This window comes from Burkholderia sp. Ac-20392, from assembly GCF_017104585.1.
GTDB classification, from domain to species: Bacteria; Pseudomonadota; Gammaproteobacteria; order Burkholderiales; family Burkholderiaceae; genus Burkholderia; species Burkholderia lata.
The window spans coordinates 23,607-47,214 of the sequence record NZ_JAAGPB010000005.1 but is presented as its reverse complement, the minus strand read 5'-3'; the positions used below and the strand labels follow the sequence as shown (position 1 = coordinate 47,214).

Genomic DNA, 23,608 nt, shown 5'->3' with positions numbered 1-23,608 from the left:
CCAGTTCGGTCTGAAAGGCCGCAAAGCGCTTATCTTCGCGATGAACCAGATAAATTGGCACCCTCATGGAGATATCGGTATGAGTAAGGACTACTAACTCGCAGCGACTAACGTCTGAGCGCACTGCAGATTCGAACACGAAGCTCACACCAAGGTTTGGTCTGACAGCGCATTTCATTGGTTCCCGGGGCCAGAGCTCCGTTACGGCATTGCGTTTTTCCAAATCGTGCTCGCGCATCAGTGCCTCTTCCAACTCGCGCCGCGCTGATTGCGTGGTGTACTGACGAATGGGATCCGACGGAAGTCAAGCGTCTCTGCCTTCTGTCCAGCCCTCGAGCTCGGAGCGCCTGTCACGAGTATGAGTTCGTCACGCCATAGCGGCAGCGCTGTCAGACCATCAGGGTCCTGAATTACCGCAAAATCGCACGTGGCCACCCGTGTCGCATTGGCTGTGGCCTAAGGCGTCATAATTTGGTCTCTCACAAGGCCGCGCCGCTGTCGACGATGAAAATTCGCGATCAATGGCGGCAGTTCATAGGACCCGATGGACATCGACGTGGCAACCGCACATTCCCAATTTCGCCCTCACAAAGCGACGAGTTCGCGATCGACTTCGCGGGTGCGCTTGATTACCTCGATCGCCCAACGGTAAGTGTGTTCACCGGCTTCGGTGAGCGCGATATTGCGCCCGGCGCACTTCAAGACCGCATAACCGAGACGCCTCTCCATACTCCGTATATGCGCAGTGACGAAAGGTTGCGCCACTCAGAGCTGACCGCCGCTTGGGGGACGCTCCCAAACTCTACGAACGTGCAAAAATCCTCGAGTCTTTGAAACGTAAGGGACGGATCGCGGCTGCGCATAAGGACATCTCCCATACTTAACGAACTATCAAACCCCACTCCATTTCCTATTTGAAGATATAGTTTAGGTTGCGCACAATCGAAGGAACCAACCTAGTGGCCAGAGTGTGGGCCCGTCTTGGAGGCATCGTGGTTCATTCGAAAGAGACTTTCTCCGTTCGCAGAAATCCTGAGCTGCGAGTACAAACTGATCGGTCGGTTCCGTGGAAGCCCGAGGAGCGGCGATGAAGACCGATACGTATGACTATGTGATCGTCGGCGCAGGCTCAGCTGGCTGTGCGTTGGCCTACCGACTCGGTGAGGACCCGAACGTCCGCATCCTTGTGATCGAGGCCGGCGAGCAGGATCGATCACCGTACATCAAGGTACCGCTCACATGGGGCCAGATCTTGAAGAATCGGCTCTACGATTGGGGATACTGTACGGAGCCAGAACCGGGAATGGACGGCCGTCGCATCGAATGCGCGCGCGGCAAGGTAGTGGGTGGTTCGTCGTCAATCAACGGCATGGCGTATGCACGCGGCGCGCGCGAGGACTACGAAGGTTGGGTTAGCGAATTCGGTCTGACGGACTGGTCGTACGATGTGGTGCTGCCGTACTTTAAGCGCTCGGAATCCTGGGAAGGTGGGGAATCTGCTTTGCGCGGCGGTCGCGGCCCTCTTACCGTGATCCGACTTGATTATCGCGACCCATTGATCGGTGGCTTCCTTAAGGCGACGCATGCGTGCGGCTACTCGGAAAACGATGATTACAACGGCGAATCGGTCGAAGGCTTCGGACCAATGCAGGCCACCATCCGCAATGGCCTCCGATGCAGTGCCGCAGTTGCATACCTCCGCCCGGCGCTTGAGCGCGGCAACGTCACACTCGTTACAGGCGCACTGGCTAAGCGGATCGTTCTAGGCACTGATAGGGGCACACCCCGCGCCACCGCAATCGAGTACAGCCGTGGTGGAGCTAACTACTGCGCCGATGCGCGCCGCGAAGTTGTCCTCTGCGGCGGCGTGATCAACTCACCGCAACTCCTGATGCTATCCGGCATCGGCGCTACCGACAACCTGCGCGCGCACGGCATCCGAACGCAAATCGAACTGCCCGGTGTGGGGGCCAATCTCCATGACCACATCGTGTTCGACCTACGCTGGAGCCGCAAGGAACCCGGCCCGCTCCACCGAATGATGCGGGCCGATCGGATTGTGTTCGACGTCGCGCGCACGCTTTTAGGCGGCAACGGTTTCTCAAGCAAGATTCCCGCCGCCGCACTCGGCCTGGTTCGAAGTCAGCCTCATCTTTCGCTACCCGACGTTCAGCTGATTCTCGCTGCCGGCGCGATGAACGCGGCGCCATACTTCGAGCCGTTCAAGCGAGCCTACTCCGACTCGTTCGCGATCAAAGGTATATTCCTCACGCCGGAAAGCCGCGGGCGCGTGACGTTGAAGTCGGCCGATCCGGCCGAGCATGCACGGATCGAACAGAACTTCCTCACGACCGAGAAGGATCGCACCGCTGCGCGGGAGATGTTCCGGCGCATGCGGGAAATCGGCGCCCAGGCCGGGCTGCGCCCGTTCATCGGCGAAGAGATTGCGCCTGGCGCACAGGTGCAAAGCGATGCGGACGTCGACGCATTCATTCGCCGTATCGCGATAACCCTTCATCACCCGGTTGGCACGTGCCGTATGGGCGCTGACGGCGATGCAGCGGCCGTCGTCGACACACAGATGCGGGTGCGCGGAGTGAGTGGGCTGCGCGTGGTCGATGGATCGGCGATTCCCCGCATCATCCGCGGGCCGACCAATGCGTTGATCATGATGATGGCCGAACGCGCGGCGGACTTCATAACGAGGAAAGTCGTACCCAAGTCAAAAACGCAAACTCGAGTCAAGGCAATGATGTAGAAAGTCGGACAGGGATCCCGTGCGTGGCTGCCCTGTCCCCTGCACTCAAATCGAGACGGAACAGAGTTGGCCACCCGACAATCCTGGCAATGGTGCAACTTCAGAATGCTTTATCAAGCGCTCATATCAAATGGCATACGTGGCCGGTTTTCAAGACCCATCTCAACCTGAAAACCCACCGTCCGCCAGATATTTTGCCTCTTCGGGCGTAGTCTGGCGCCCTAAAAGCGGATTCCTGTGCGGGAAACGACCGAACCGTTCGATAATATCAAAATGCCCCAATGCGTGCGAATACCATGGCTGCCCCAGTCTTTCATTAAGCTTTACAGATATGCGCTGATCAGAAATTTCTTCTGAATGCGCGAATGGTAGACAAAAGAACAGGCGGAGCGGTTTCTCCACCGCCGCCATTTGGTCACGGACGTACGCAAGCGTCGCGAAATGTCGCGCAAGACCATCGGTCGCATACATATGCGCAGTTCCACGAAAAGCATTACGGGGAAACTGGTCAGTCAGTATTATCAGCGCCAATAATCCATACGCATTACTTTGCCAGTCATCGAGTTCGCGTCGGGCAGCGGCATAATGAGCATCGACAAAACGTTGTCTAAAGCGATTATCAAAAGACGCATCTTTTGCAAACCATAATGACGGACCGGCCTCTCTCCAGAAGGAAATTACATCCAATATTGAAAGCACTTCCGAGGAGTACATCATATTTGATTTTTCAAAACTTTGGGTTCAATCATGCTCCAGCAAGTTCGAACCATCTTGAGAAGCATATTGTTGGCGACCAACCCGCGTTTCCCACCACGACGCAACCAATAGAACAACGGTTGTAGCCCACCCCATTTCCAGCGTTCCCAGGTCACCGAAACAGATTGCCAAACCGCCAAGAGCTATCGCAGATGCAATGTGCGAACGGGGTATGACACCGTAAACAATTCGCTTGTAAATGGCACTGCCAAGTATGTAAATCGCGGGACCTGCCACCAGAGCAATTGTATAAGCAAACTTAGATCGCGTATCGGGATACGTCAACACAAGGTCATTTCCGACTGCCGTGACGATTATCCCGGCGACAAGAATCGCATGCACATAATGAAAATAGGCCCCCATTCTCCCGGGGTCGTTGGAATGGGCAATCGCAGCGCTCGCGTCTTTGCTCGAAGTACCGAAATAGAGCCACCACATAGCAAGTGCGCCAACGAAAGTGCTGAGGAAAGCGGAGAGCGTTTCAATTTTCCACATCGACTCTCCGCTCAGGGAAGCACCCGTCGCTAGTACCGCCTCCCCTAGCGCGACGATGACGAACAACTGGCAACGTTCCGCCAGATGCCCGCCCTCAATGGTCCAGTCGCGTGTATGAGAACGTCCGAGGATCGGCAGAGCGAAACCAAACATCGGTGACACATACTCACACAACACAGCAGCAAGCCATAGAATTGTCCGTGTCTCGCGTTCCGCCAACCCACCAGCCAACCAAAGCACGGCGGATATGGAAACCCAACCGAGCATTCGCTGATAGTTTGCTGACAACGCATGGTCTCGCTCCAGACGAATCACGATAAACGCGGTTCTGCCTACTTGCATCGACGTGTATGCACCAGCAAACAGAAGACCGCGCGTGCCGAATGCATCCGGAATTGCGGCTGCCATTATCAGACCGCCCAGCATCGTGGCAAAGATCAGGCGGCGAATTGCCGGGCGCTCGGGATCAAACCAATTTGTCACCCAACAAGTATACTGCCAGCCAAGCCAGACCGAAAACCATAGAATAAGCGTCTGGAGCGCGCCCGTGAGCGTGAGGTGATGCAGTAGTGAATGACTCAACTGCGTTACGGCAAACACGTACACTAGATCGAAGAATAATTCCTCGTACGTAACGCGCGCGTGTTGCCCGTTACGTTTGCGCATGAGCGGATGCCCGCTAGATTGAATACTCATAGCGCATCACCCATTCACTTTCGTAGGAATAGCAAAGCTATAGCCACAGCAATCGCGGCTGGAATACTAAACACAATCGCAAGTACTGGCAATTCTTCGCGGACACCATAACCGGCTCGATGCACTCCTACCCAAAGATTGGCCAGCGACAACACAGCCCAGGATGGTATAAAAACTAGCGCCGCAACGCTAAGTTCTGCGACATGTGCCCCCCAAAGTCGACCAAACAACAAAAATACTATCAACAGCAAAATTCCAGCGAAAATTGTCCAAACTGTATGCATCGCGCCCCCTTATCAGGCAAATACACTGAGCATCTTTCCGATGTCCTTTCCTTTGTATGGCGGAAATACGTCGAGCACCGAATCGGGATTTCCAATCAGCATAGCCTTTGTATTGCTAAGAGCGTCGAATCCAGCTTTACCATAGTATTTTCCCATTCCACTGTTACCAACGCCGCCAAATGGCAAACTATCGATCCAGCAATGTAGGTTAGTCTGATTTACGCAACCGCCACCAAACGAGAGCGCATTGAGTACGTAGTCGATATTTTTTTGTGTTTTACTGAAAATGTAGCAGGCTAGCGGTTTAGGCTTGCGTTTAATAATACCCACGATTTCCCGAAGGTTGCTGTAAGGCAGCACGGGCAACACCGGACCAAAAACCTCCTGTTGCATGGCTGGATCGTCCCACGTTGATGGATACAGCAATGTAGGTTCGACGTAACGGGCGGCGACGTCAAAACGCCCGCCGTGCACAACTTTATCTGCGAGAATGTAAGATGCGACGCGTTCCGCGTCATGTTCGCTAATCATCCGCGCGAAATCAGGACTTCGCTGCGGATCGTCCCCGTACATTCTCCGGATCGACGCCTTGAGGCGCGTGAGAAAGGCGTCTGCCACCGATTCGTGCACATAGACATAGCCCGGCGCGATACACCATTGCCCCGAAATTGCATTGTGTCCCCATGCAACTCGGTCGGCGGCGATGTCGAGGTTCGCGGTTTCGTCAATAATGCATGGATTCTGCCCACCAAGCTCGAGCAGGACAGGAGTTAGATGTTCGGCGGCTGCGCGCATCACGACCTTCCCCACCGCGGAGCTTCCGGTGAAGAAGATGAAGTCAAACGGAAGTTCTAGCAACGCGCTAATTTCCTGCCTCCCGCCCGTCACAACTGCAACGTCTTCGGATCCGAAGTATGACGGCACCAGTTTGCTGAGCAGCGCGGCCGTAGCCGGTGTCGTGTTGGCCGGCTTCAAGACGACCGTGTTGCCAGCGGCAAGTGCCGCGATAGCCGGATCTAGAAGCAGCAGAATCGGCGCATTGAACGGCCCAATGACCAGCGTCACACCGTACGGTTCCTTGTAGACCATCCCTTCGTTTCCATCGCCCTCCAATGCGGATGGAATCGCGACCTTCTGAGGCGCCATCAGTTCGCGCAAATGATTGCGGTAGTACTGAATCACACCAGTTGGCACGGAGATCTCGAAGAGCTGCTCGAACGGTGGCTTGCCAAAATCCTGGTAAAGAGCCTCACACAACTCGTCTTGATTCTCCCGCAGCATTCGCTCCATCTGATCGAGCTGCTGAATGCGCCATTCGTAGGTCTTGGTAACGTCCGAATCAAAACGCGCACGCTGCGCGTCGAGCACCGCCTGGTATGGATTCGACATGATCGTAATCTCTTGAAGTTGAAGCTAACGTCACGTGCGCCGGACTACGGTGTGTAACGTAACCACATAAATTGCGGGATTGCCTGCGTTCGTCTGCTCAGGCTTGCCCGATGTCGAGGCGAGAAACCAGACCCTCTGCGTCGATCGAAAACTTGAAGTACGTATTGAAATCACCCCATTTATCCGAGTGAAATCGCCCGAAGACCTCGAGACCGTCATTCTCGACCCGATCAATTTTCGTAAACCGCTCCGAACCAATCGCTTCTCGATTGAACGCAGACAAATCACGGGGACTGCCATCGTCATACATTTCAGCGCCTTCGGCGAACAGCGCCTGCCATCCGGCTCTGTCGCCTTGTTGCAAGGCTTCGATTGCTTTCCTGACAACGGGATGAGACAGTGTGCTGGTGTCCATATTGCCATTCCTAGTCGGAGGATCGTCACACATCCGGCGTGGGCCAAACGCCGCCCATACCGGACGCGTCGTGGACGATCCCGAGTTACTTGGTCGTATACCCGCCGTTGATTAGGATCGTTTGGCCGGTGATCCACCAGCCGTCGGAGACGAGATGGCGAATGAACGGCACCACATCCTCGATATCCGTGAGCCCGGTTTTCGAGAACTTCGAGAGCGCAGCCGCCGTCTTGTGATACGCTACCGCGTCAGCACCCTCCTCCGGATAGAAGAAAGGCGTATCCATCGGGCCCGGGCCGACAGCATTGACCGAAATCCCTCGTTCGCCGTATTCCTTTGAAGCTGCACGCGTGTAATGCTCAACCGGAGCCTTCGTCCCCGCATATGCAGCGTAAAACGGGGTATACGCCCCGAGCAGTGCTGTGACTAGCGTGACAATCTTGCCATTGTCATTTACGTGCTTACCCGCTTCACGCAAGAAAAAGAACGAGGACTTCGCGTTGACTGCACTCATCTGGTCATACTCCGCTTCACTGATTTCAGTGAACGGCTTCTTGAGAACCTTACCTACAGTATTGATCGCGATATCAGGGCGGCCGACGGTAGCGACAGCATCGGCGAACAGATTCTCCATTGCACTGGCGCTCGTCAGATCCGCCTGAAATGCAACCGCCTTTGCACCGGCGGCCTTGATGTCGGCAACAGTCTTGTCGGCCTCCGCCTTGGAGCTCGCGCTGTTGTAGTGAATCGCAACTGCCTTCGCACCATGTTTTGCCAGATCACGCGCTATTAGCCCGCCAAGGTTCTTCGCGCCTCCGGCAATCAATACTGTCTTACCTTTGATTTCGTGGTTCGCCATTTCGTTCTCCAGAGTCGACAAACGCGCAACGCGTTCGTCAGATTTAGAAATTCACGCCCAGTGGTTCCAAACTCCTAGCTAGAAATATCCTGCATGAGCTTCGGAAAGTTTCCGTAATGCTTTCGCTCTTTGACGCCAATCTAGCGCTCGCATTTAACTACCACGTTTACTTGCAATAGGAGCTCAGCGCGACCAACTCGATCCACCCTATATCACCGAGCCCCCTTGCTTCGGCAAATATGCCGGCTCACTCCTTGGCGCGAGGCTTTAAAAGATCAGAGAGCCCGACGCGATGCAGCATCTCGGCACGGACACGATCGAGGACGGCGAACCCGACGGCTGCTCCGTCTTGAGTCGGATCGATATGCACCCGGAAAGGCCTCTTCCCGAAGGGCATGCCGACGATATCGACAATGGCTTGCGCCACTTCCCCAACATCGGCGTCTGCCGGTACGATTTCTGCGAATGCTTTCAGTACCTGGTCGCCGAAACCGGGATATGGACCGGCGTCATATTCTGCGGCGCGAGCGTCATCCGCCGGTGCCCCTGCGTGGGCAAAATGGTTCGTGCCGCCGGTGAACGCACCAGGTACTACGATTGACGTCTCGATGCCCCAACGGGACAGTTCGCGTGCATACTGCACCGCAATAGAGTCCATCGCGGCCTTTGCGGCAAAGTACGGCGCCAGATATGGAGGCGTGCCCCCTGCCGAGCTGCTGCTCGATACCCATATCAGCAGGCCTTCTCCCACTTTCCGCATATGCGGGAGTACCGCGCGATTTACACGTTGCGTGCTCAGCACATTGACGTCATACAAGTGAGCGTATTGCTCGGGTGTGAATGCTTCCGCTGGTCCGAACACCATATGGCCTGCGTTGTGCACCAAAACATCGAGTTGGCCGACCTCACCGACGACCTGCGCAACCCCAGCATCGACAGAATCTTGTGACTGGACATCGACCTCAACCGTCCGCAGATCGACATCATGCTCTTTTGAGTACGTCGCCATTTGCTCAACAACAGGGGCATTGCGACCCTTTGTATCGCGCATCGACGCGTAGACTGTATGTCCCGCCCGCGCTAGCGCCTCAGCTGCCAGACGGCCGAATCCGCTGGATGCCCCAGTAATCAGTATAGTCTTGCTCATGATGATGTTCCTTGATAATCGAGAGGGATCGGTCAGCGAAATGAGGCTTCACTCAAACCATTCCGCCATTACTGCGCAGGACTTGCCCGTTGATCCAGCCACCATTCGGGCCTGTTAAAAAGCTTATTGCATTAGCAATGTCGTCCGGTGTTCCAAGTCGTTCGAGCGGATTCATTTTCGACATGCGCTCAATTAACTCCGGCGACTTCCCATTCAGGAAAAGCGCGGTGGCTGTCGGACCAGGCGCCACTGCATTGACAGTAATCGAGCGCCCTCTCAGCTCTTTCGAGAGGATACCGGTCATGGCTTCGACTGCTGCCTTTGTGGCTGTGTACACGCCATAAGTCTCCGGCTTGAGTCCGACCACGCTGCTCGAAAGATTGATGATTCGACCACCATCGCGAATCCGACGCGACGCTTCGCGGAGTGTGTTGAACGTGCCCTTCAGATTGACGGCGATCTGGCTATCAAAAAGCGCATCATCGCTCTCCGATAGTAGCGCCAGCTTCATGATGCCCGCATTGTTTACAAGTACATCAACGCCGCCATACGTGGCATCAGTAACGTCAAAAAGCCGTGCCACATCTGTCGCGTCGCCCACATCAGCTTGTACCGCGATCGCCCTTCCACCGGCCCGCTCAATATCACCTGCAAGCTCCTCAGCCTCCGCTGCCTTGCCTGCGTAGTTGATAACAACAGAAAATCCGTCCTCGGCGAGACGCCTAGCAATTGCTGCTCCAATGCCCCGCGATGCGCCGGTAACAACTGCCACTTGAGATTTAGTACTCATGATGCTCTCCATAAACGTCAGCTTCTATTACATCGCGCCGCGGCTGACCAAAAAATTTCAGTGGTATTTCAGAGCGTTTAATTCACGTATCAAATAACGCACTCAGCACCCTCACGCCGACAATGACCCTTACCAAAACTACGGGATCCAAATATTAAGGAGTCCAATTTATCAAATTGTAACCATCACGCGATCAACCTTAACCTCCTCTCGATCAATCTCGTTGCGTCGATCGCGACACTTCCTCCCATTCGCGAATTTCGTTCTCGATCGATTCTGCCCGAGCGAGCATGGTTCCCACCGCATCTGCACCAAGTGCGAAATGCACCGGCGGGTTCTTGGATTTCATAAGCTTAATGATCGCTTTCGCCCCCTTATGAGGAACGTTTGGCTGCTTCCCTTGAAGCTGACCAATAAAACCACGAAACTGGCCCGCCGGCGTATCCGCATAGTCGTCGATTCGATTCGATGCGTACGCCAAAGAGCGACCTGCAAATTGCGTCTCAAAGATGCCAATCGTCAAAATCGTCACATGAATTCCTAAAGGCGCGAGTTCGCCAGCAAGCGCTTCGCCGAGCACGCAGGTGGCCGATTTGGCTGCCGCGTAAACTCCCAACCCGGGGTACCCTGCGAACCCAGCAATCGACGAGAACTGGACGATATGCCCCGACTTCTGGCGACGCATAGTAGGCAACACCGCCTGAATCAACCGAAGCCCCCCGAAGAAATTTACGTCAAAGATTCGGTGGGCGTCCGCCTCAGTCGTTTCCTCTACGGCGCCAACCGTGCCAACACCGGCGTTGTTCGCCAGTACATCGATACGACCAAACCTATCGAGTACTTGTCGGACACCGGTTGCAACCGCTTCAGAGTCGGTGATGTCCATCAAGAGACCAAAAGCACGACCAGGAGCCAGCCGCTCAAACTCGCCGACCTGCTCCGAGCTGCGCACCGTGCCAGCGACGTTCGCACCTTCCGCCAGCAGCTGTTGAGCCAGTTCACGCCCAAGACCAGATGACACACCCGTAACCAGCACAACCTTTCCATCCATAGTCGAATCGCTCATTGTGACTCCATCCCATATGAGGTTTTGAGGTGACACGAGTGTAACGAGAGTCAAGCCGCCAACGAAGAACCCTAGTCGAGATGAACTATCCACGAATTGCGAACAATCGCCTCCTTGTTTGCACCTTGGGCTCTTGGCACTGAGCCACAGTTGCCGCCCCAGCGATAATTGTCCCGATCGTCGCTGACACCTCTACTAAATTCGGCGTACCAGTCGCCTCGCAATTAAATAAGTATTCAATCTCACACCGGCAATTATCGTTTTACGAAAAGATTCGCTCCACCATTACTCGACGTCGGTTCGCAATTCTTGATTCGAACCAGACGGTGACCGAAAGCATGCTCATTAAAATAAACGAAAACCACCATTTTTCCGCCCACCCAACCATAATTCCAGCAACAAGGGCGGAAACAATCATTATGTAACAAATTGACCTCGATTTATAGATCAACCATTTATACAACCAGCCTCCTACCATATAAAGCATCAATCCGATCGAGAACCAGATTGGCGGCGCAAAACCAATACCAGTATTATCATTGGCAACCGAAACACCTCCCCCAATCCCAGCAACAACAATTCCAGACACCATAATTTCATGAATCCGATTAATGGCGGAAGCATCAAGCCTCGGTCTCGCTGAATAACAGATAAAGCCCGTAGCATCGCTTTTTGGAATATCGAAATACAGCGCCCACATAGCCATCACTGCGACGACCGATCCCACGAATGTCACAACGCCTTCTATGCTTCGGTGTTTCGTGTTATCCAGCACCGCCACAGCTGAAACTATCGCCGTTGCGAAGGCCACTATCGTCAGCAACTGGTAACGCTCGATGAAATTTCGATTTAATTCCCTCCATCCACCCCTCTTTACGAATTCGCAATCCGACATCTTCCAACCGGAGTTTATTGGAGCAACCTCGTAAATAGCTGCAATAGCCCACCAAATCGCTCGAGTGTCGCGACCAATGGTGCCACCGATAATCCAGAAAATAGGGGTCACAAATGCCCACTTCAATGCCCACCCGCCCTCTGAATTTTCTGAATTTGTCTCGCTCACAAGTCGAAAAGACAGTGCAATTCTCGAAATTTGAAACAGCACATAGAAGAAGACAAATCTAGAACAGTCCATCTCCAAAGCGTTCGAAATTTCTATTGCGGCAACCAAGCAAATCGGTATTAATACAATTCCCGAACCGCGCCACAGTTTCGCCTCAACCTTAATCGGCCCAACGACCCATTCGGCGTAACGCCACTCACGCCATGTGGTTACGCATAAAATTACTGAAATTATGGCACCATTCCACGTAAGATTTCTCTGCAGTGCATGACCGATTTGTATAAGCGAAAATACCAACATCAAATCAAAAATAATGTTGCTTCCGATCATTTGAATATAACGTTCGCCACCCACTCCTAACAATCTATGTATGTTTTGCTTGATACCCATGCAGACCTTCCAATCACCTACGCGAATCCGAAAAATCGCACCGGAATCCACACGGCCGCCCCACTTCTCGTTCAGAACAATGATGAATTTGGTTGAGTCCGATTTCCCTCCACAAAATATCCGAAACAAATCATGCCGCCTCATTAAAAATGAAAAATGGTTGGCATTGATGCAATTGCTCGACGCTGCCGCCCCTCGTTTCATCATTTCGTCACTTAATTGCCCGAGGAATTTATACATCGACGTTAGACATTCATATGATTAGACATATAGATGAATGCAGGACAAGCTGTTGTTTAGAGATAGTAGTTAACTGACCCGAAAAAACCTTTCAAATTTAGACGCACTAAAAAATGAAAATGTTAATTCGCGACGCTACAGCTGAGATGATGAGGCGGGGCATCGAACTACAGTTTTAATTGTCTGATGTTTCGATGCACCATTCCCCTAATGCAACGCGTCGAACGCCTGTGCGTTTAGTTCGTACCGCGACTGCACCTAGACAATCTTTATAAGATGGAGTCGACAGACTGTGGGATAGTTCACCCAGGTGTAGCGAAACCACACCATCGCGTCTTCAAGAATGCGCTAGCATTGAAGTAAATTGATGATTTCGTGGACCTTCCGGCATCATGAGCGACTACCTTCTCAACAAACATCGCTTCCATAGCTTCGATCCTGACGAAGTTTCCGACTTCATTGGAAGAATCTATGCCGACAATCAGTTTACGGCGCAGCATGCGACACACCGGGAAGTAACCATGACTGGGGTCGAGCGCAATGGTATCGGCATCTATGACGTAGACTATTTGATGCCATTTCACTTCCGGTCGACGGAGACGCGGCCTAACTATCTGTTCCTCTCCTGCCGCCGTGGTCAGGCAAAGTACGAGGGAGGTTCTAGCGACGGGGCCTGTATTCCTGGTGATGTCATGCCTATCTCCTCGTCGGATCGATCGTTCTGCTCGACGGGGCCGGATGGCTTCGGGCACCTCTCTGTGATCATCGATGCCGAGCGGGTCCGTCGCTTCATTGCTCAATGGATTGGCCAGCCTGCAACTGATCCGATCAAGTTCTCGTTGCAACCGATCGCGCCCGAGGTAAGCGCGCAGTGGAACATCGCTGCAAGTTGCCTACGAAGTATGATGAGGATGTCTCCGGTTCCCGATCTGGCAATTGAGGGACTGCTTGAACACATGCTCAAAATTGTCGTTACTGGCCACTTCAGCAACTACAGCGCATTGTTCAATCGCGAATCGTGCACCTCCGACGCTCAAACTGGGGAGGCGATTAGAATGATTGAAGCCTTTCCAATGCACTGGAAGACACTTGGCGCCGTTGCCCATGCACTTGGCGTTCCTAGCGAAGCGCTCGAGCACGGGATACGCAGAGTAAGAGGAAAGTCATATGCGGAGTTGCATGACGACGCCCGCTTTGCACAAGTGAACAAGGCACTTCTGCGTGGGGGCGACACACAGCGTTTCGCTGAAATTTTATTGGCGCATGGATTTTCCATCTCAGTCCGTTTCGTTCGCCAATACGTTCGACGCTTTGGCGAACCGCCAAGCTCGACTTATCGCCGAAACCCCAACGCGGTGGATTACCCCTCGAGTCCAACAAGCCGCACATTTGAAGAATTTAGCCGAGAAACTATTAATCAGTTCATCGATCAATCATTAGAGAGCAAGCTTGACACAAGTGAAGTCAGTCGATTTTTAGGAATGAGCGAACGCGCGACTGTCGAGGCGTTCAAAATTCAGTTCGCCCGGACACCAAAACAATACGTGATAGAAAGGCGGCTCGAGCGCGCTCGATGGCTTCTAGAAAACACATCCGACAGTATTTTATCAATTGCCATGAACTGCGGATTTGGAACTCAAAGCTACTTGGCTACTGCCATCAAGCATCAGTTTGGCGCAACGCCAAGCGAAATTCGACGCGCCGCTTATTCCGGACGCACGGCGAAAAATGATGACAGGGTAACCGACTAGGAAATTTCGAATAAATATCTCCGACGATAAATGCCCTGTCGGATGAATAGTCATAAAAATAACGATAAATTCCTTTTTTTCAAGCCCCCTCTTAAATTCATGAAGTCTGGTCGGCAAATAAACATCTAGGCAGATATAACTAGAGTTGGGGTGCCGACGCCTTCTACTTTCTTGCCGCGGCAAGGAGTTTGGCACAATCTGATTGACACATCACCGTTACATGGGCAGCAATGTACGCTTCTGCTGCGAATGCGGACAAGGACGCGTTTGTCCACATTCCATTCTCGACGTCCTCGATCCTGCTCAGTTTGATCGACGAGTTTTGGGATAATGACACGGTTAGCGAAACTGATCGAATGACCTCCTCCCATCGAGCCCACCCGCATAGCTCCCAGACAACGACTCGCACTTCACGCGCAACGTGGAAAACCTTGAGCCCGAGATTGCAACCCGCATCCGCGGCTATCGGACCGCTACGCGAATCCGGCCGACTCCACCGCAATCCTCTCCCTCGAATGAGAAGAATCTCCTGCCTTTGCTGACAGTTCCGAACGCTCCTGCCTTAAACTGAATTACACCTGCTGGGCGGTTCCAGAGAAAATATTCAGTAGCATGTTCGCTCTGCGGTTTAAGTGAGCACCTATATACGGCGTTGTGCTTAAATTGGGCGTGACGACAAGGCAAGGCCAATGTTCTTGATTTCATCGGATGTGACGGGATTGCGGACGTTGCAAAGTCCGCCATGCGGTTGAACCCGCCCGTGCGAATGGCGACCTCGGTCGCCTTTGATTCGATGCGCCGCACCCACCGGCAATTTTCCCGTGAGCGTCTTGTAGCGATACATTCCGTTTTCCGCGAGCGAGCGCCGATGGTAGCCGCTCTCCTTCTTCCATTCGCGACGAACGCATCGCGCGATCGCACTGACTGCGTCGTTACACTACATCCCGCCCGAAGTATTTGCCGGCTGACGAGCAGCGCCTTCGCTCAGCTGAATCAAGGGCGTTGCGCTGCACCAGGGGATCACGGCATGCCAAGGTTTGGTGTCGTAGGCCCCGTCCCGCCGACGACATTTAGTCGTTCGTCGCCCGGAATCTGACCGAGCAGTTCGGCCAAGTCGCCACCATCGTTGACATTCTGATGCGTCAACAGCATAGCACGCACCTGACCGGTATCCGGGTCGAGCCTGAGATGCACTAGTGCGATGTGCCACGCTCCCAATAACCATGCTTGCGCGCCGTCCAATCGTCGTCGCCAACGATCTGCAGCTGGACTTCTATCGCTTGTGTGCGGCGGCCCGCCTACGTAGTTAAGCACGAGCAAGGTGGCGAAAGCTATCTCGAGCAGGCCTTGCGAGAAGCCTTGCAACAAACGCGGCGACATACGGTACACGGTCCTGAGGCCCGGCGGCGCTTGGATCAGCGTCGCGGTACAGACAAGAACGGCCAAGCGCCGGCTCGGCATCTAATATGTTTGTAAGTGCGGCTTAATCGACCCTCATCGTGACGTTACCTCAGTTGATCGGGCGAGCGTCGTAGGCCAATCAGTTCCTGATACGGTAGCGCGCCCTCGATTCGCTCCTCTTGCGCTAGTTCCTGCGCGTCGTGTCGAAGCAAGAAATCGAAAATCTGCGCGGGAACCCGCATTGTTGACAGGGTCGCCGCACCCGCCATTGCGCGTCAACAACTATTGCTCCCCTTGCTCGCCCGATTCATGCAACGACGCCTCCATTTACATACTAGAACACAGATAGCTTGATTGAGACAGGATCGATACGTTCTTCTCAGAGCGCGTTCAAACGCCCATTAATAAAATGGGACATATTTATTACAAAACGTCAGGGTTTTATATTTCACAAATTTCTAAAATGTCCGCCGCGCGTAGTGCTTTACCTTTTCTACAAACAATTACCACAATTGAAAATGACAAATATGTATCCAACCTACATCATCCCTATCGAATTCTGCTTTAATTGGTTAACACGCGATGCGTGGCGATTACATCCTACGATTGCAAACGACCTACGACCGTGAGGCGTGCATGAAGCCGATACAGAATATTGGGGACCAGACAACGATTGCGAAACAGCAATCGAGCCGATTATCGCGAATTCTTCTTAGGCAACCTCCTCCGGTTCGATGCGGGGATATACGAATCAGATTTCCCACTATTTCTGGACCTGCTCGACAGGGAGGAATCTGCTCCTACGATTTGAAGTCTCTCGGGCGAATCGAAACGATACGTTGAATCATTAACCTCGGATTCGAACCGATCATAGATGATCATGAGCGCTCTTCTCATAATTTCTAAAATTCCTGTCGAAATCTTGGATCTACGATCATTGTTCTCCGTCGACTTCACTTGCTCGGGATATAGCGACCAACAAGTAAATAGTGTGACGAACAAGTTTGAGTATGTAACGCGGCGCCGATGGCACCAAACATTCATCGCCTCACTTTCCAAGGCGCTAAAATTAGCGTGCACGAATTGCAATACGTCACACCATTTTTACGATTACTTAAAATTACAACACAACTCACTCCCTACTTGCGAAGCTCATTGAAAAACGAACCACACCGAATCACCGCAACCGGCCACCCAAATCAACGAAAATATTTAATTTTTAATAACATCATAAAAATATCTAGAAATCAAAAAACACCATACCCAAAACCTCAACAAAGAGATATTAAAATGCCGGGCACGACAAAACCAAGAGAAGTAATCTATTGGACAAAAAAACCAGACACCTCATTAATCAAAGAACTCTCCAGAAATGACTGGAAAGTCGTACTTATCGAAGATTCAAGCAAAATAAATAGAATAGAGAAATCCACCAAAGGAGGGATATTAGATCTACAAAACTCAACAGCCGATGAACTGGTCGAAATTGATGAATTTTGCTTGGAATTTGATAATGTTGGATGGGTCGCGATTATCGATAAGCAACAGTCGATAGAAACAACTGTCTTGAACATAATAAAAACCCATTGTTTCGATTACATCACCATACCAACCAAAAATCAGGAAATCATCGAAACCGTCGGACGCGCATATGGAATGGAGCGCTTATTTTCACAAGACATCTCAAATTATCATCATTCAAAATTCGGCATGATTGGAGCAAGTAATCCCATGTTGAAATTATTTAACTACATCTACAGGATGGCCAAAAGTGACGCGCCAGTACATATCTATGGCGAAACAGGTACGGGCAAGGAATTAACTGCGTCGGCCATACATCAATGCTCTTCCCGTGTCTCGCAACCGTTTGTCGCATTAAATTGCGGGGCAATTCCACCTCATCTCTTGCAGTCTGAGTTGTTTGGATATGAACGGGGAGCGTTCACTGGCGCGTCCGCCTCGAAGATTGGGCTTATCGAAACTGCCAACCACGGGACATTGTTTCTCGATGAAATCGGCGACTTGCCGCTAGAAAGCCAAGTGAGCTTGCTACGCTTTCTCCAGAATGGCAATATTTTTCGTTTGGGTGCGACGCGCCCCATTTCGGTAGATGTTCGGATTGTGACGGCGACTCACGTTGATCTCGAGAAAGCATCACAAGAAGGAAACTTTCGTACCGATTTATATCATCGGCTATGCGTTTTACGAATTGAACAACCGACGCTACGCGCGCGAGGAAAGGATATCGAACTTCTAGCACATCATGTAATCAATCAGTTTCGAGGTGATGGAAGTGGACGTGTTTATGGGCTATCTCCGGATGCCATTGCCGCCCTTCATAGTTACGAATGGCCGGGTAATGTACGGGAGCTGATCAATCGGATCCGTCGCGCACTTGTCATGACGAATCGCCGATTCATTACCGCCGGTGATCTTGAACTTGACAAGACCGCAATCGAACCTCAATCCACTCCTGTCACGCACAAATCCGTAACGCGCGAGATGATCGAAAATAAACTGATAGAAAATGGTGGCCTTGTATCAAGGGCCGCCCGCGAACTTGGCGTGTCACGGGCCACACTGTATCGGTGGATGGAATTATACGCTATCGAACGAACGAGTTGATAATATCGAATATTTGGGTGATGTTTTCAATTCAACCTCTCGCAGAAACATTTCCGCAGCGACACTTGCGCAACCACCGCTCGCGCAATTGAATGGTCACACGCTTACATCCGTGACCATGTCGATGAGGAACACCCCGGGAGAAGGTAGCGTGACGTTCGGTGACCGGGGATTAATGTCGCGCCCGGTAAGAAAGTGGAGTTGGTGGGAACTCTCTCTGACTCTCTGGCTGTCGGCACCGACCGACGTATACCAGCAATGGCAGCGCACTGAAGCCGCAGGAGCCGACCGGCGCTCATTCTCTCCGCGGTCGATCATCTCGGATGAAGTCATGTTCGTAAGCGCAAGACCAGTACGGTCTAGGAGCGTTCGATGACGAATGCCATGATTTCCGGCGAAGGACGCGAATGACCGTCGTGCCCACGATAGGAGTTGTAGACGGAGTGACTCAGACAGTCGAGATCCCGTCAAAACAGCAAACTCGCCGACACCCAACCGAATGGAAGCGGACCATCGTCGCACTGACTTTCGAGCCCGGCGCGTCGGTCGCCCGTCTTGCTCGCGAGAACGGCATCAATGCCAATCAGGTGTCGGCGTTGCGTCGCCTCCATGCGCAAGGCCCGCTAACGGATGAGGCGCGTCCAGAGACAGCAATGTTACCGGTTGTCGTCAGCGATTCCTCTTTGCCACCCGCTCAGCCATCGATAGCGATTGAGGAGCCAGCCGCGACTGACATGCCATTCGGCTCAATCCAGATTCGACACGGTAAAACGTCGATTCGTATCTAGGTCGCTCTCGCTCTCACTCTCGAGCACCCGCGTCCCGCGCCCGCCGCCCCAGCTCGCCTTCAGTATCAGCGGATAGCCGACTTCTCCAGCCTGATTCTCGCATGCGGTGAGATCGTCCGGCAGCGGCGCGGTCGCGGGCATCACCGATACGCCGGCGGCGATCGCCGCGTTTCGCGGCCACGTTGTTGCCAAGCGTGCGCATCACGTCCGGCGACGGGTCGACCCTGCGGATGCCCTCATCGATTTACCGTCTGCGCGAATTCCGGGGTCTCGGACGGGAAGCCATAGCCGGGGTGAATCGCGTCGACGTTGACCTGCCGTGCGACGCCCAGGATGCCGTCGATGTCGAGATGCGCGGCGAGCGGCTTCTTGCCTTCTCCGATCAGGTAGCATTCGTCACCGCGAAGCGATGCACCGCCAGGCGGTCTCCCTTCGATTAGATCGCCACCATGTGGACGTTCAGCTCGGCAGCGACACGGGTCACGCGAATCGAGATTTCCGAATGGTTCGCAATCGGGATAGACTGAATGGAGATTGTAGTCACGCCATCCATAGATGGTTCATCGTTGCATTTGGCTTTCCCACGCGCCCTCTTCCACCCGCTTAGTCAGTGAAGCAGTTCGGGAATTGTTACGTATGTCGTTCAAGATTGCATCGTCCCCGCATTCGCCGCTCAACAGATTCATCAGATTGACCGACATTCACTCTCGACATCACGACGACAGATAACATTCCCCGTCCAACCAGGATGGCAATCGGGAGAGAGTTCGGCTTGTCGTCGTTCAGTGTACGGGGGCACACCATTACTCACCCCGCAACGGTGTCAATTGTGGCGATCGAAAGGCGACGCGTAATCCATCCAGTCGTGGCCCGGAACGCCTCCCGCTCACGCACAATTCGCGTCGCCGCGTCGCTGAGCCCGGCTCAATCGCCGGTCGGTCAGAATCGCATCCCTGCCCCGAAACAACCGGATAACAAAGCACCCGCGGATGGCACATAGCATCGGCACACGCCCCGGGTCTTAAATCGGTTCGACTGACTCGTGCGTCGGCCAGCCCATGTCGACAAGAACGGCATGCATGCTGCAGCGCCATCTGGCGCCTGTTTCTGACACCCGGTCCTCGCCATCGACCGGGACAACGTAGACCATTCTTCAGCATCATTCATGCCTAAATTTTCACCATGAGATAATTTTTACTACTCGTATACCATAATTTCTCATATTTAGAGAAAAATGCAACACTATACTCCGTGGAACGTCTACGGAGAGACCATGAATCTAGTTAGCTTTAGCAAACACGGGCGTTGCTCGTGGGGCCTTGTGCGGGATAGCGATATCGTTGATGTTGCTCCGATTGCCGACGATGTCGGTCACACCCTGAAATCCGCGCTGGAACGACGCTCGCTGGATCGTGTCCGCGCGTGGGCGGAAACTCAGGTAGCGACGCATGCGATCAATTCCGTAGATTTCCTGCCCGTTGTGCCAGATCCTTCAAAGATCCTCTGCGTTGGAATCAATTATTTGAGTCACGTTCAAGAGACCGGTAGAGACGTGCCCATCTGGCCTATGATCTTCACGCGGTTCGCCGACTCGCAAACCGGCCACAACCAAGCAATTGTCCGACCGTCTACATCTCACAGCTTGGACTTCGAGGGTGAGCTCGCGGTGGTCATCGGTGCGCGTGCGCGTCACATCAAAGCCAAAGACGCGCTTGACTATGTCGCCGGCTACGCCTGCTACAACGATGGCAGCCTGCGCGACTGGCAGAAGCACAGTATTCAATTTGTGCCTGGGAAAAACTTCCCGTCCACCGGTGGTTTCGGGCCATGGCTCGCGACGTCGGAGGAGATTCCTGACCCGTCGACTTTGACTCTCGTCACAAGGCTCAACGGCCAAATCGTTCAGAAAGCGACCACAGACGATCTAATCTTCTCCGTCCCCCGTCTAATCGAATACTGCTCGACCTTCACGACGCTCAATCCAGGCGACGTGATCATCACCGGAACTACCGGTGGAGTGGGCGCGTTCCGTCAGCCCCCCCTATGGATGAAGCCGGGTGACGTAGTCGAGGTCGAAATTTCCGGTATTGGCACACTGCGGAACCATATTGTTGATGAGGCGCCCGCAGATTGAGCCAATTCGACGGCGGAGAAAACGAATGGATCTCAAAGAAATCAACACTAGCGTATTGATCGTCGGCGGTGGACCCACCGGTCTTTCGCTCGCTAACGTCCTCGGGCAAGACGGGATCGAATGCATCTTACTTGACCGAAAGACTAGTACCGTAGCGGAACCCAGGGCCGTCTCCATCGATGACGAATCCTTGCGAACCATGCAGGCAATCGGCTTGATAGAGCCCGTAATGCGGGACGTCGTTCCTGGGTATGGCGTGCACTATTTGACCCGTGTAGGTGGTCGGTGCTTTGGACGTGTTGAGCCAACTGCGAGCGAATATGGCTACCCACGCCGTAACGCGTTCAGGCAGCCGTTGTTCGAAGCCTCCGTCCATGAAGGTTTGAATCGATTCAAGAACGTGCAAGCACTATTCGGCCATATTTTGGAATCGTTCTACCAAGAGCAACACGGAGTACATGCCACTGTCCGTTGCCCCGACGGTACCGCACTCTCAATACGGGCTCGATATCTTGTAGGATGCGACGGCGGCCGTAGTCCCATACGCGGACTACTGGGTGTCAAGATGGTGGGCTCGACGTTCAAGTCTCGCTGGCTAGTGATCGATACTGAAAATGACGACGACAGCTTCTCTCAGATGCGGGTCTATTGTGATCCCCGCCGGGCAGTCGTTGACGTTCCCGGTCCACACAAAACTCGCCGCTTCGAAATTCTCATTCACTCGCACGAGTCCGCAGACGACGTCGTAACAGAAGCACAGGTTCGCAAATGGCTGTTCCCGTTTCGAGGGAGTCGAAAAACTGACATTGTGCGCAAAACCGTCTACACCTTCCATGCACGAGTAGCGGAGCACTGGCAAGTCGGCCGAGTTTATCTGGCCGGCGACGCTGCGCACTTGACCCCACCCTATGCTGGCCAAGGAATGAACAGTGGTGTACGTGATGCGCACAATCTGGGGTGGAAGCTATCCGCCGTCGTGCGCGGGCAACTGCCGGAATCAGTGCTTCTTTCATACGAGATCGAGCGTCGAAAGCACGCATGGGCACTAATTCGCCTGGCGCTGAATCTAGGCATGGTCATGGCACCGAAGTCGCGCTGCAGCGCATGGGCATGGCAGTCGTTTTTCCGGATCGCAGCATACGTACCACCTGTCCGCGACTACTTTCTGCAAATGAAGTTCAAGCCGAAACCAAGGTATGCCTGCGGACTGCTCGGACCTATTGACGAACTCGGGCGTCACAGCGTTCGGGGGCGAATGCTTCCGCAACCATTCGTGACGTCCCGCGGTCGATCGATGCCGCTCGATGATCTTCTTGGACCACGTTTTGCCCTCCTCCGCTTTGGACGACCATCGGTCGGGACCAGCCTGCGGCCCGCTCATCAACTTTGGCGTCATCTAGGCGCCGCAACTGTATGGATTCTTCCTGAGCCCAACGGCGTGTCGGAACGCATGCTGGAACAGCGTGGCTGGACCGTAGCTGTGAGCAACGACTCTGCATTCGTAAACGCGCTCGCTCACAACTGCGACCGGGTCATTGTGCTACGGCCAGACCGTTACGCTGCGGGCGCATTCCTTCCGTCACAAGAGCACACATTCGCTGACGAATTCGCCACGGTGTTGGGCGTCGATGCCACTATCAGCGTACCGGGGGTATCTCCCGACGACTCATCCATCACGTTACCACCAGCAATCAACTGGATATCACGATGACCAGCCTGCAGAAAGAAACCCCGGCTCAACTAAACCATCTTTGCGTCGATTCACCCCAGCCGGAGCGGCTGGCCCGCTTCTACTGCGAGATGATGGATTGCGCCGAAACACCACTCAATGAGCTCCGCTTGTTATCGGGGCCACGTCGATCGATATTGATTCGACCGGGTGCGACCGCAGATCTCGCTTACGCCGCCTATCGGATCTCCACCGACTCTCAGCTCCAGACTCTAAGATGCCGCCTTGCGGCAAACGATATCGCATGCGAACCACTACACGATCCTTTGCTGGAACCGGGCTCGTTTGTAGTGGCTGACCCGCAGGGACGCCAAACTGCGTTTGGTGTCGCATGCCACACTCTGCCCCATTCGGGAGCGCCGGCACGTCTTCAACATTGCGTCTTTCAGACAACTGAGCTGGACGATGTAGTGCGCTTCTACGTCGACAAGCTTGGCTTTACTGTATCTGACGAGGTGGTGAGCGACGATTCGCGCGCAGCCGCAGTGTTCCTGCGTTCCGACGACGATCACCACACGCTTGCATTCTTTCGCGGTAGTCGCAATGAATGGGATCATCACTGTTACGAAACGAACGAGTGGAATGACATCCGGGATTGGGGCGATCGTTTCGCTGCAGCTGAGATCCCCATTTTCTTTGGCCCGGGACGCCACGGCCCCGGCAACAATCTGTTCTTTATGGTCACCGACCCTGATGGCAACCGTCTAGAGTTCTCGGCAGAATTGCAACAAGTGTCGATCGATTCTACAGCTGGTGTGTGGCCTGCAAGTGAACGCACGCTGAATAGCTGGGGGCGAGCATGGATGCGTAGCTAAATCATACGCGATAATAG

Annotated in this window: 19 protein-coding genes and 1 pseudogene; 7 read left to right on the top strand and 13 right to left on the bottom strand. The window is 53.5% G+C overall.

Annotation, left to right across the window (positions count from 1 at the left end; translation table 11 throughout):
- Positions 1 to 585: 585 nt before the first annotated feature.
- Entirely contained in the window at positions 586 to 729 is a 144-nt protein-coding gene (locus tag G3N99_RS41685) for a hypothetical protein (protein WP_241011400.1), read from the bottom strand.
- A 358-nt stretch (positions 730 to 1,087) separates the two neighbouring features.
- Here G3N99_RS41685 and G3N99_RS01360 point away from each other — a divergent pair, with 358 nt between their 5' ends.
- Complete coding sequence (locus tag G3N99_RS01360) at positions 1,088 to 2,758, top strand: GMC family oxidoreductase N-terminal domain-containing protein (RefSeq protein ID WP_206121419.1); 1,671 nt, start codon at positions 1,088 to 1,090, stop codon at positions 2,756 to 2,758.
- Between the two features lie 162 nt (positions 2,759 to 2,920).
- Here G3N99_RS01360 and G3N99_RS01355 read toward each other — a convergent pair whose 3' ends face one another.
- The 9 genes from G3N99_RS01355 to G3N99_RS01315 all read right to left on the bottom strand — a co-directional run bounded on the left by G3N99_RS01355 (position 2,921) and on the right by G3N99_RS01315 (position 12,348).
- Positions 2,921 to 3,472, bottom strand: coding sequence for a DUF924 family protein (locus G3N99_RS01355; protein WP_206121431.1), 552 nt, complete (start codon positions 3,470 to 3,472; stop codon positions 2,921 to 2,923).
- A gap of 27 nt (positions 3,473 to 3,499) precedes the next feature.
- Positions 3,500 to 4,705, bottom strand: a complete 1,206-nt coding sequence (locus tag G3N99_RS01350; RefSeq protein ID WP_206121418.1) for a low temperature requirement protein A — start codon at positions 4,703 to 4,705, stop codon at positions 3,500 to 3,502.
- 296 nt (positions 4,706 to 5,001) lie between these two features.
- Positions 5,002 to 6,378, bottom strand: a complete 1,377-nt coding sequence (locus G3N99_RS01345; RefSeq protein WP_206121417.1) for an aldehyde dehydrogenase family protein — start codon at positions 6,376 to 6,378, stop codon at positions 5,002 to 5,004.
- A 97-nt stretch (positions 6,379 to 6,475) separates the two neighbouring features.
- A complete protein-coding gene (locus tag G3N99_RS01340) occupies positions 6,476 to 6,793 on the bottom strand; it encodes a hypothetical protein (RefSeq protein WP_206121416.1) in 318 nt (105 codons plus the stop codon).
- Positions 6,794 to 6,878: 85 nt separating this feature from the next.
- Positions 6,879 to 7,652: an SDR family oxidoreductase gene (locus tag G3N99_RS01335; RefSeq protein WP_206121415.1), complete on the bottom strand. Its 774-nt coding sequence runs from the start codon at positions 7,650 to 7,652 to the stop codon at positions 6,879 to 6,881.
- Between the two features lie 247 nt (positions 7,653 to 7,899).
- Positions 7,900 to 8,799 (bottom strand): SDR family oxidoreductase, encoded by a 900-nt coding sequence (locus G3N99_RS01330; protein ID WP_174985449.1) that lies wholly within the window; start codon positions 8,797 to 8,799, stop codon positions 7,900 to 7,902.
- A 52-nt stretch (positions 8,800 to 8,851) separates the two neighbouring features.
- Positions 8,852 to 9,589, bottom strand: coding sequence for an SDR family oxidoreductase (locus G3N99_RS01325; protein WP_174985447.1), 738 nt, complete (start codon positions 9,587 to 9,589; stop codon positions 8,852 to 8,854).
- A 214-nt stretch (positions 9,590 to 9,803) separates the two neighbouring features.
- The gene (locus G3N99_RS01320) at positions 9,804 to 10,655 is read right to left on the bottom strand and encodes an oxidoreductase (protein WP_241011399.1); all 852 of its coding nucleotides are present in this window, start codon (positions 10,653 to 10,655) and stop codon (positions 9,804 to 9,806) included.
- A gap of 262 nt (positions 10,656 to 10,917) precedes the next feature.
- A complete protein-coding gene (locus G3N99_RS01315; RefSeq protein WP_206121414.1) occupies positions 10,918 to 12,348 on the bottom strand; it encodes a low temperature requirement protein A in 1,431 nt (476 codons plus the stop codon).
- Positions 12,349 to 12,740: 392 nt separating this feature from the next.
- On the opposite strand from G3N99_RS01315, the gene G3N99_RS01310 reads away from it, so the two are divergent.
- Positions 12,741 to 14,099, top strand: a complete 1,359-nt coding sequence (locus G3N99_RS01310) for an AraC family transcriptional regulator (RefSeq protein WP_206121413.1) — start codon at positions 12,741 to 12,743, stop codon at positions 14,097 to 14,099.
- A 658-nt stretch (positions 14,100 to 14,757) separates the two neighbouring features.
- On the opposite strand, the gene G3N99_RS01305 is transcribed toward G3N99_RS01310, so the two are convergent.
- The gene (locus G3N99_RS01305; protein ID WP_206121412.1) at positions 14,758 to 14,943 is read right to left on the bottom strand and encodes a hypothetical protein; all 186 of its coding nucleotides are present in this window, start codon (positions 14,941 to 14,943) and stop codon (positions 14,758 to 14,760) included.
- A gap of 176 nt (positions 14,944 to 15,119) precedes the next feature.
- Positions 15,120 to 15,545 carry a hypothetical protein gene (locus G3N99_RS01300; protein ID WP_206121411.1) on the bottom strand — a complete coding sequence of 142 codons (426 nt, stop codon included), beginning with the start codon at positions 15,543 to 15,545 and terminating at the stop codon, positions 15,120 to 15,122.
- Positions 15,546 to 16,790: 1,245 nt separating this feature from the next.
- On the opposite strand from G3N99_RS01300, the gene G3N99_RS01295 reads away from it, so the two are divergent.
- Positions 16,791 to 18,125, top strand: a complete 1,335-nt coding sequence (locus tag G3N99_RS01295) for a sigma-54 dependent transcriptional regulator (protein ID WP_206121429.1) — start codon at positions 16,791 to 16,793, stop codon at positions 18,123 to 18,125.
- Between the two features lie 407 nt (positions 18,126 to 18,532).
- Positions 18,533 to 18,913, top strand: coding sequence for a transposase (locus G3N99_RS01290; RefSeq protein ID WP_206121410.1), 381 nt, complete (start codon positions 18,533 to 18,535; stop codon positions 18,911 to 18,913).
- A gap of 12 nt (positions 18,914 to 18,925) precedes the next feature.
- Here G3N99_RS01290 and G3N99_RS01285 read toward each other — a convergent pair.
- A pseudogene (locus G3N99_RS01285) lies at positions 18,926 to 19,334 on the bottom strand (biotin carboxylase N-terminal domain-containing protein); the annotation flags it as partial.
- Between the two features lie 852 nt (positions 19,335 to 20,186).
- Here G3N99_RS01285 and G3N99_RS01280 point away from each other — a divergent pair.
- Genes G3N99_RS01280 through G3N99_RS01270 form a run of 3 tightly spaced genes read left to right on the top strand, consistent with a single transcriptional unit; the run spans position 20,187 to position 23,591 of the window.
- Positions 20,187 to 21,047, top strand: coding sequence for a fumarylacetoacetate hydrolase family protein (locus tag G3N99_RS01280; protein WP_174985437.1), 861 nt, complete (start codon positions 20,187 to 20,189; stop codon positions 21,045 to 21,047).
- Positions 21,048 to 21,072: 25 nt separating this feature from the next.
- The gene (locus G3N99_RS01275; RefSeq protein WP_206121409.1) at positions 21,073 to 22,758 is read left to right on the top strand and encodes a bifunctional 3-(3-hydroxy-phenyl)propionate/3-hydroxycinnamic acid hydroxylase; all 1,686 of its coding nucleotides are present in this window, start codon (positions 21,073 to 21,075) and stop codon (positions 22,756 to 22,758) included.
- Complete coding sequence (locus tag G3N99_RS01270) at positions 22,755 to 23,591, top strand: VOC family protein (RefSeq protein ID WP_174985433.1); 837 nt, start codon at positions 22,755 to 22,757, stop codon at positions 23,589 to 23,591. Before G3N99_RS01275 ends, G3N99_RS01270 begins: the two co-directional genes overlap by 4 nt.
- The last annotated feature ends 17 nt before the right edge of the window (positions 23,592 to 23,608 follow it).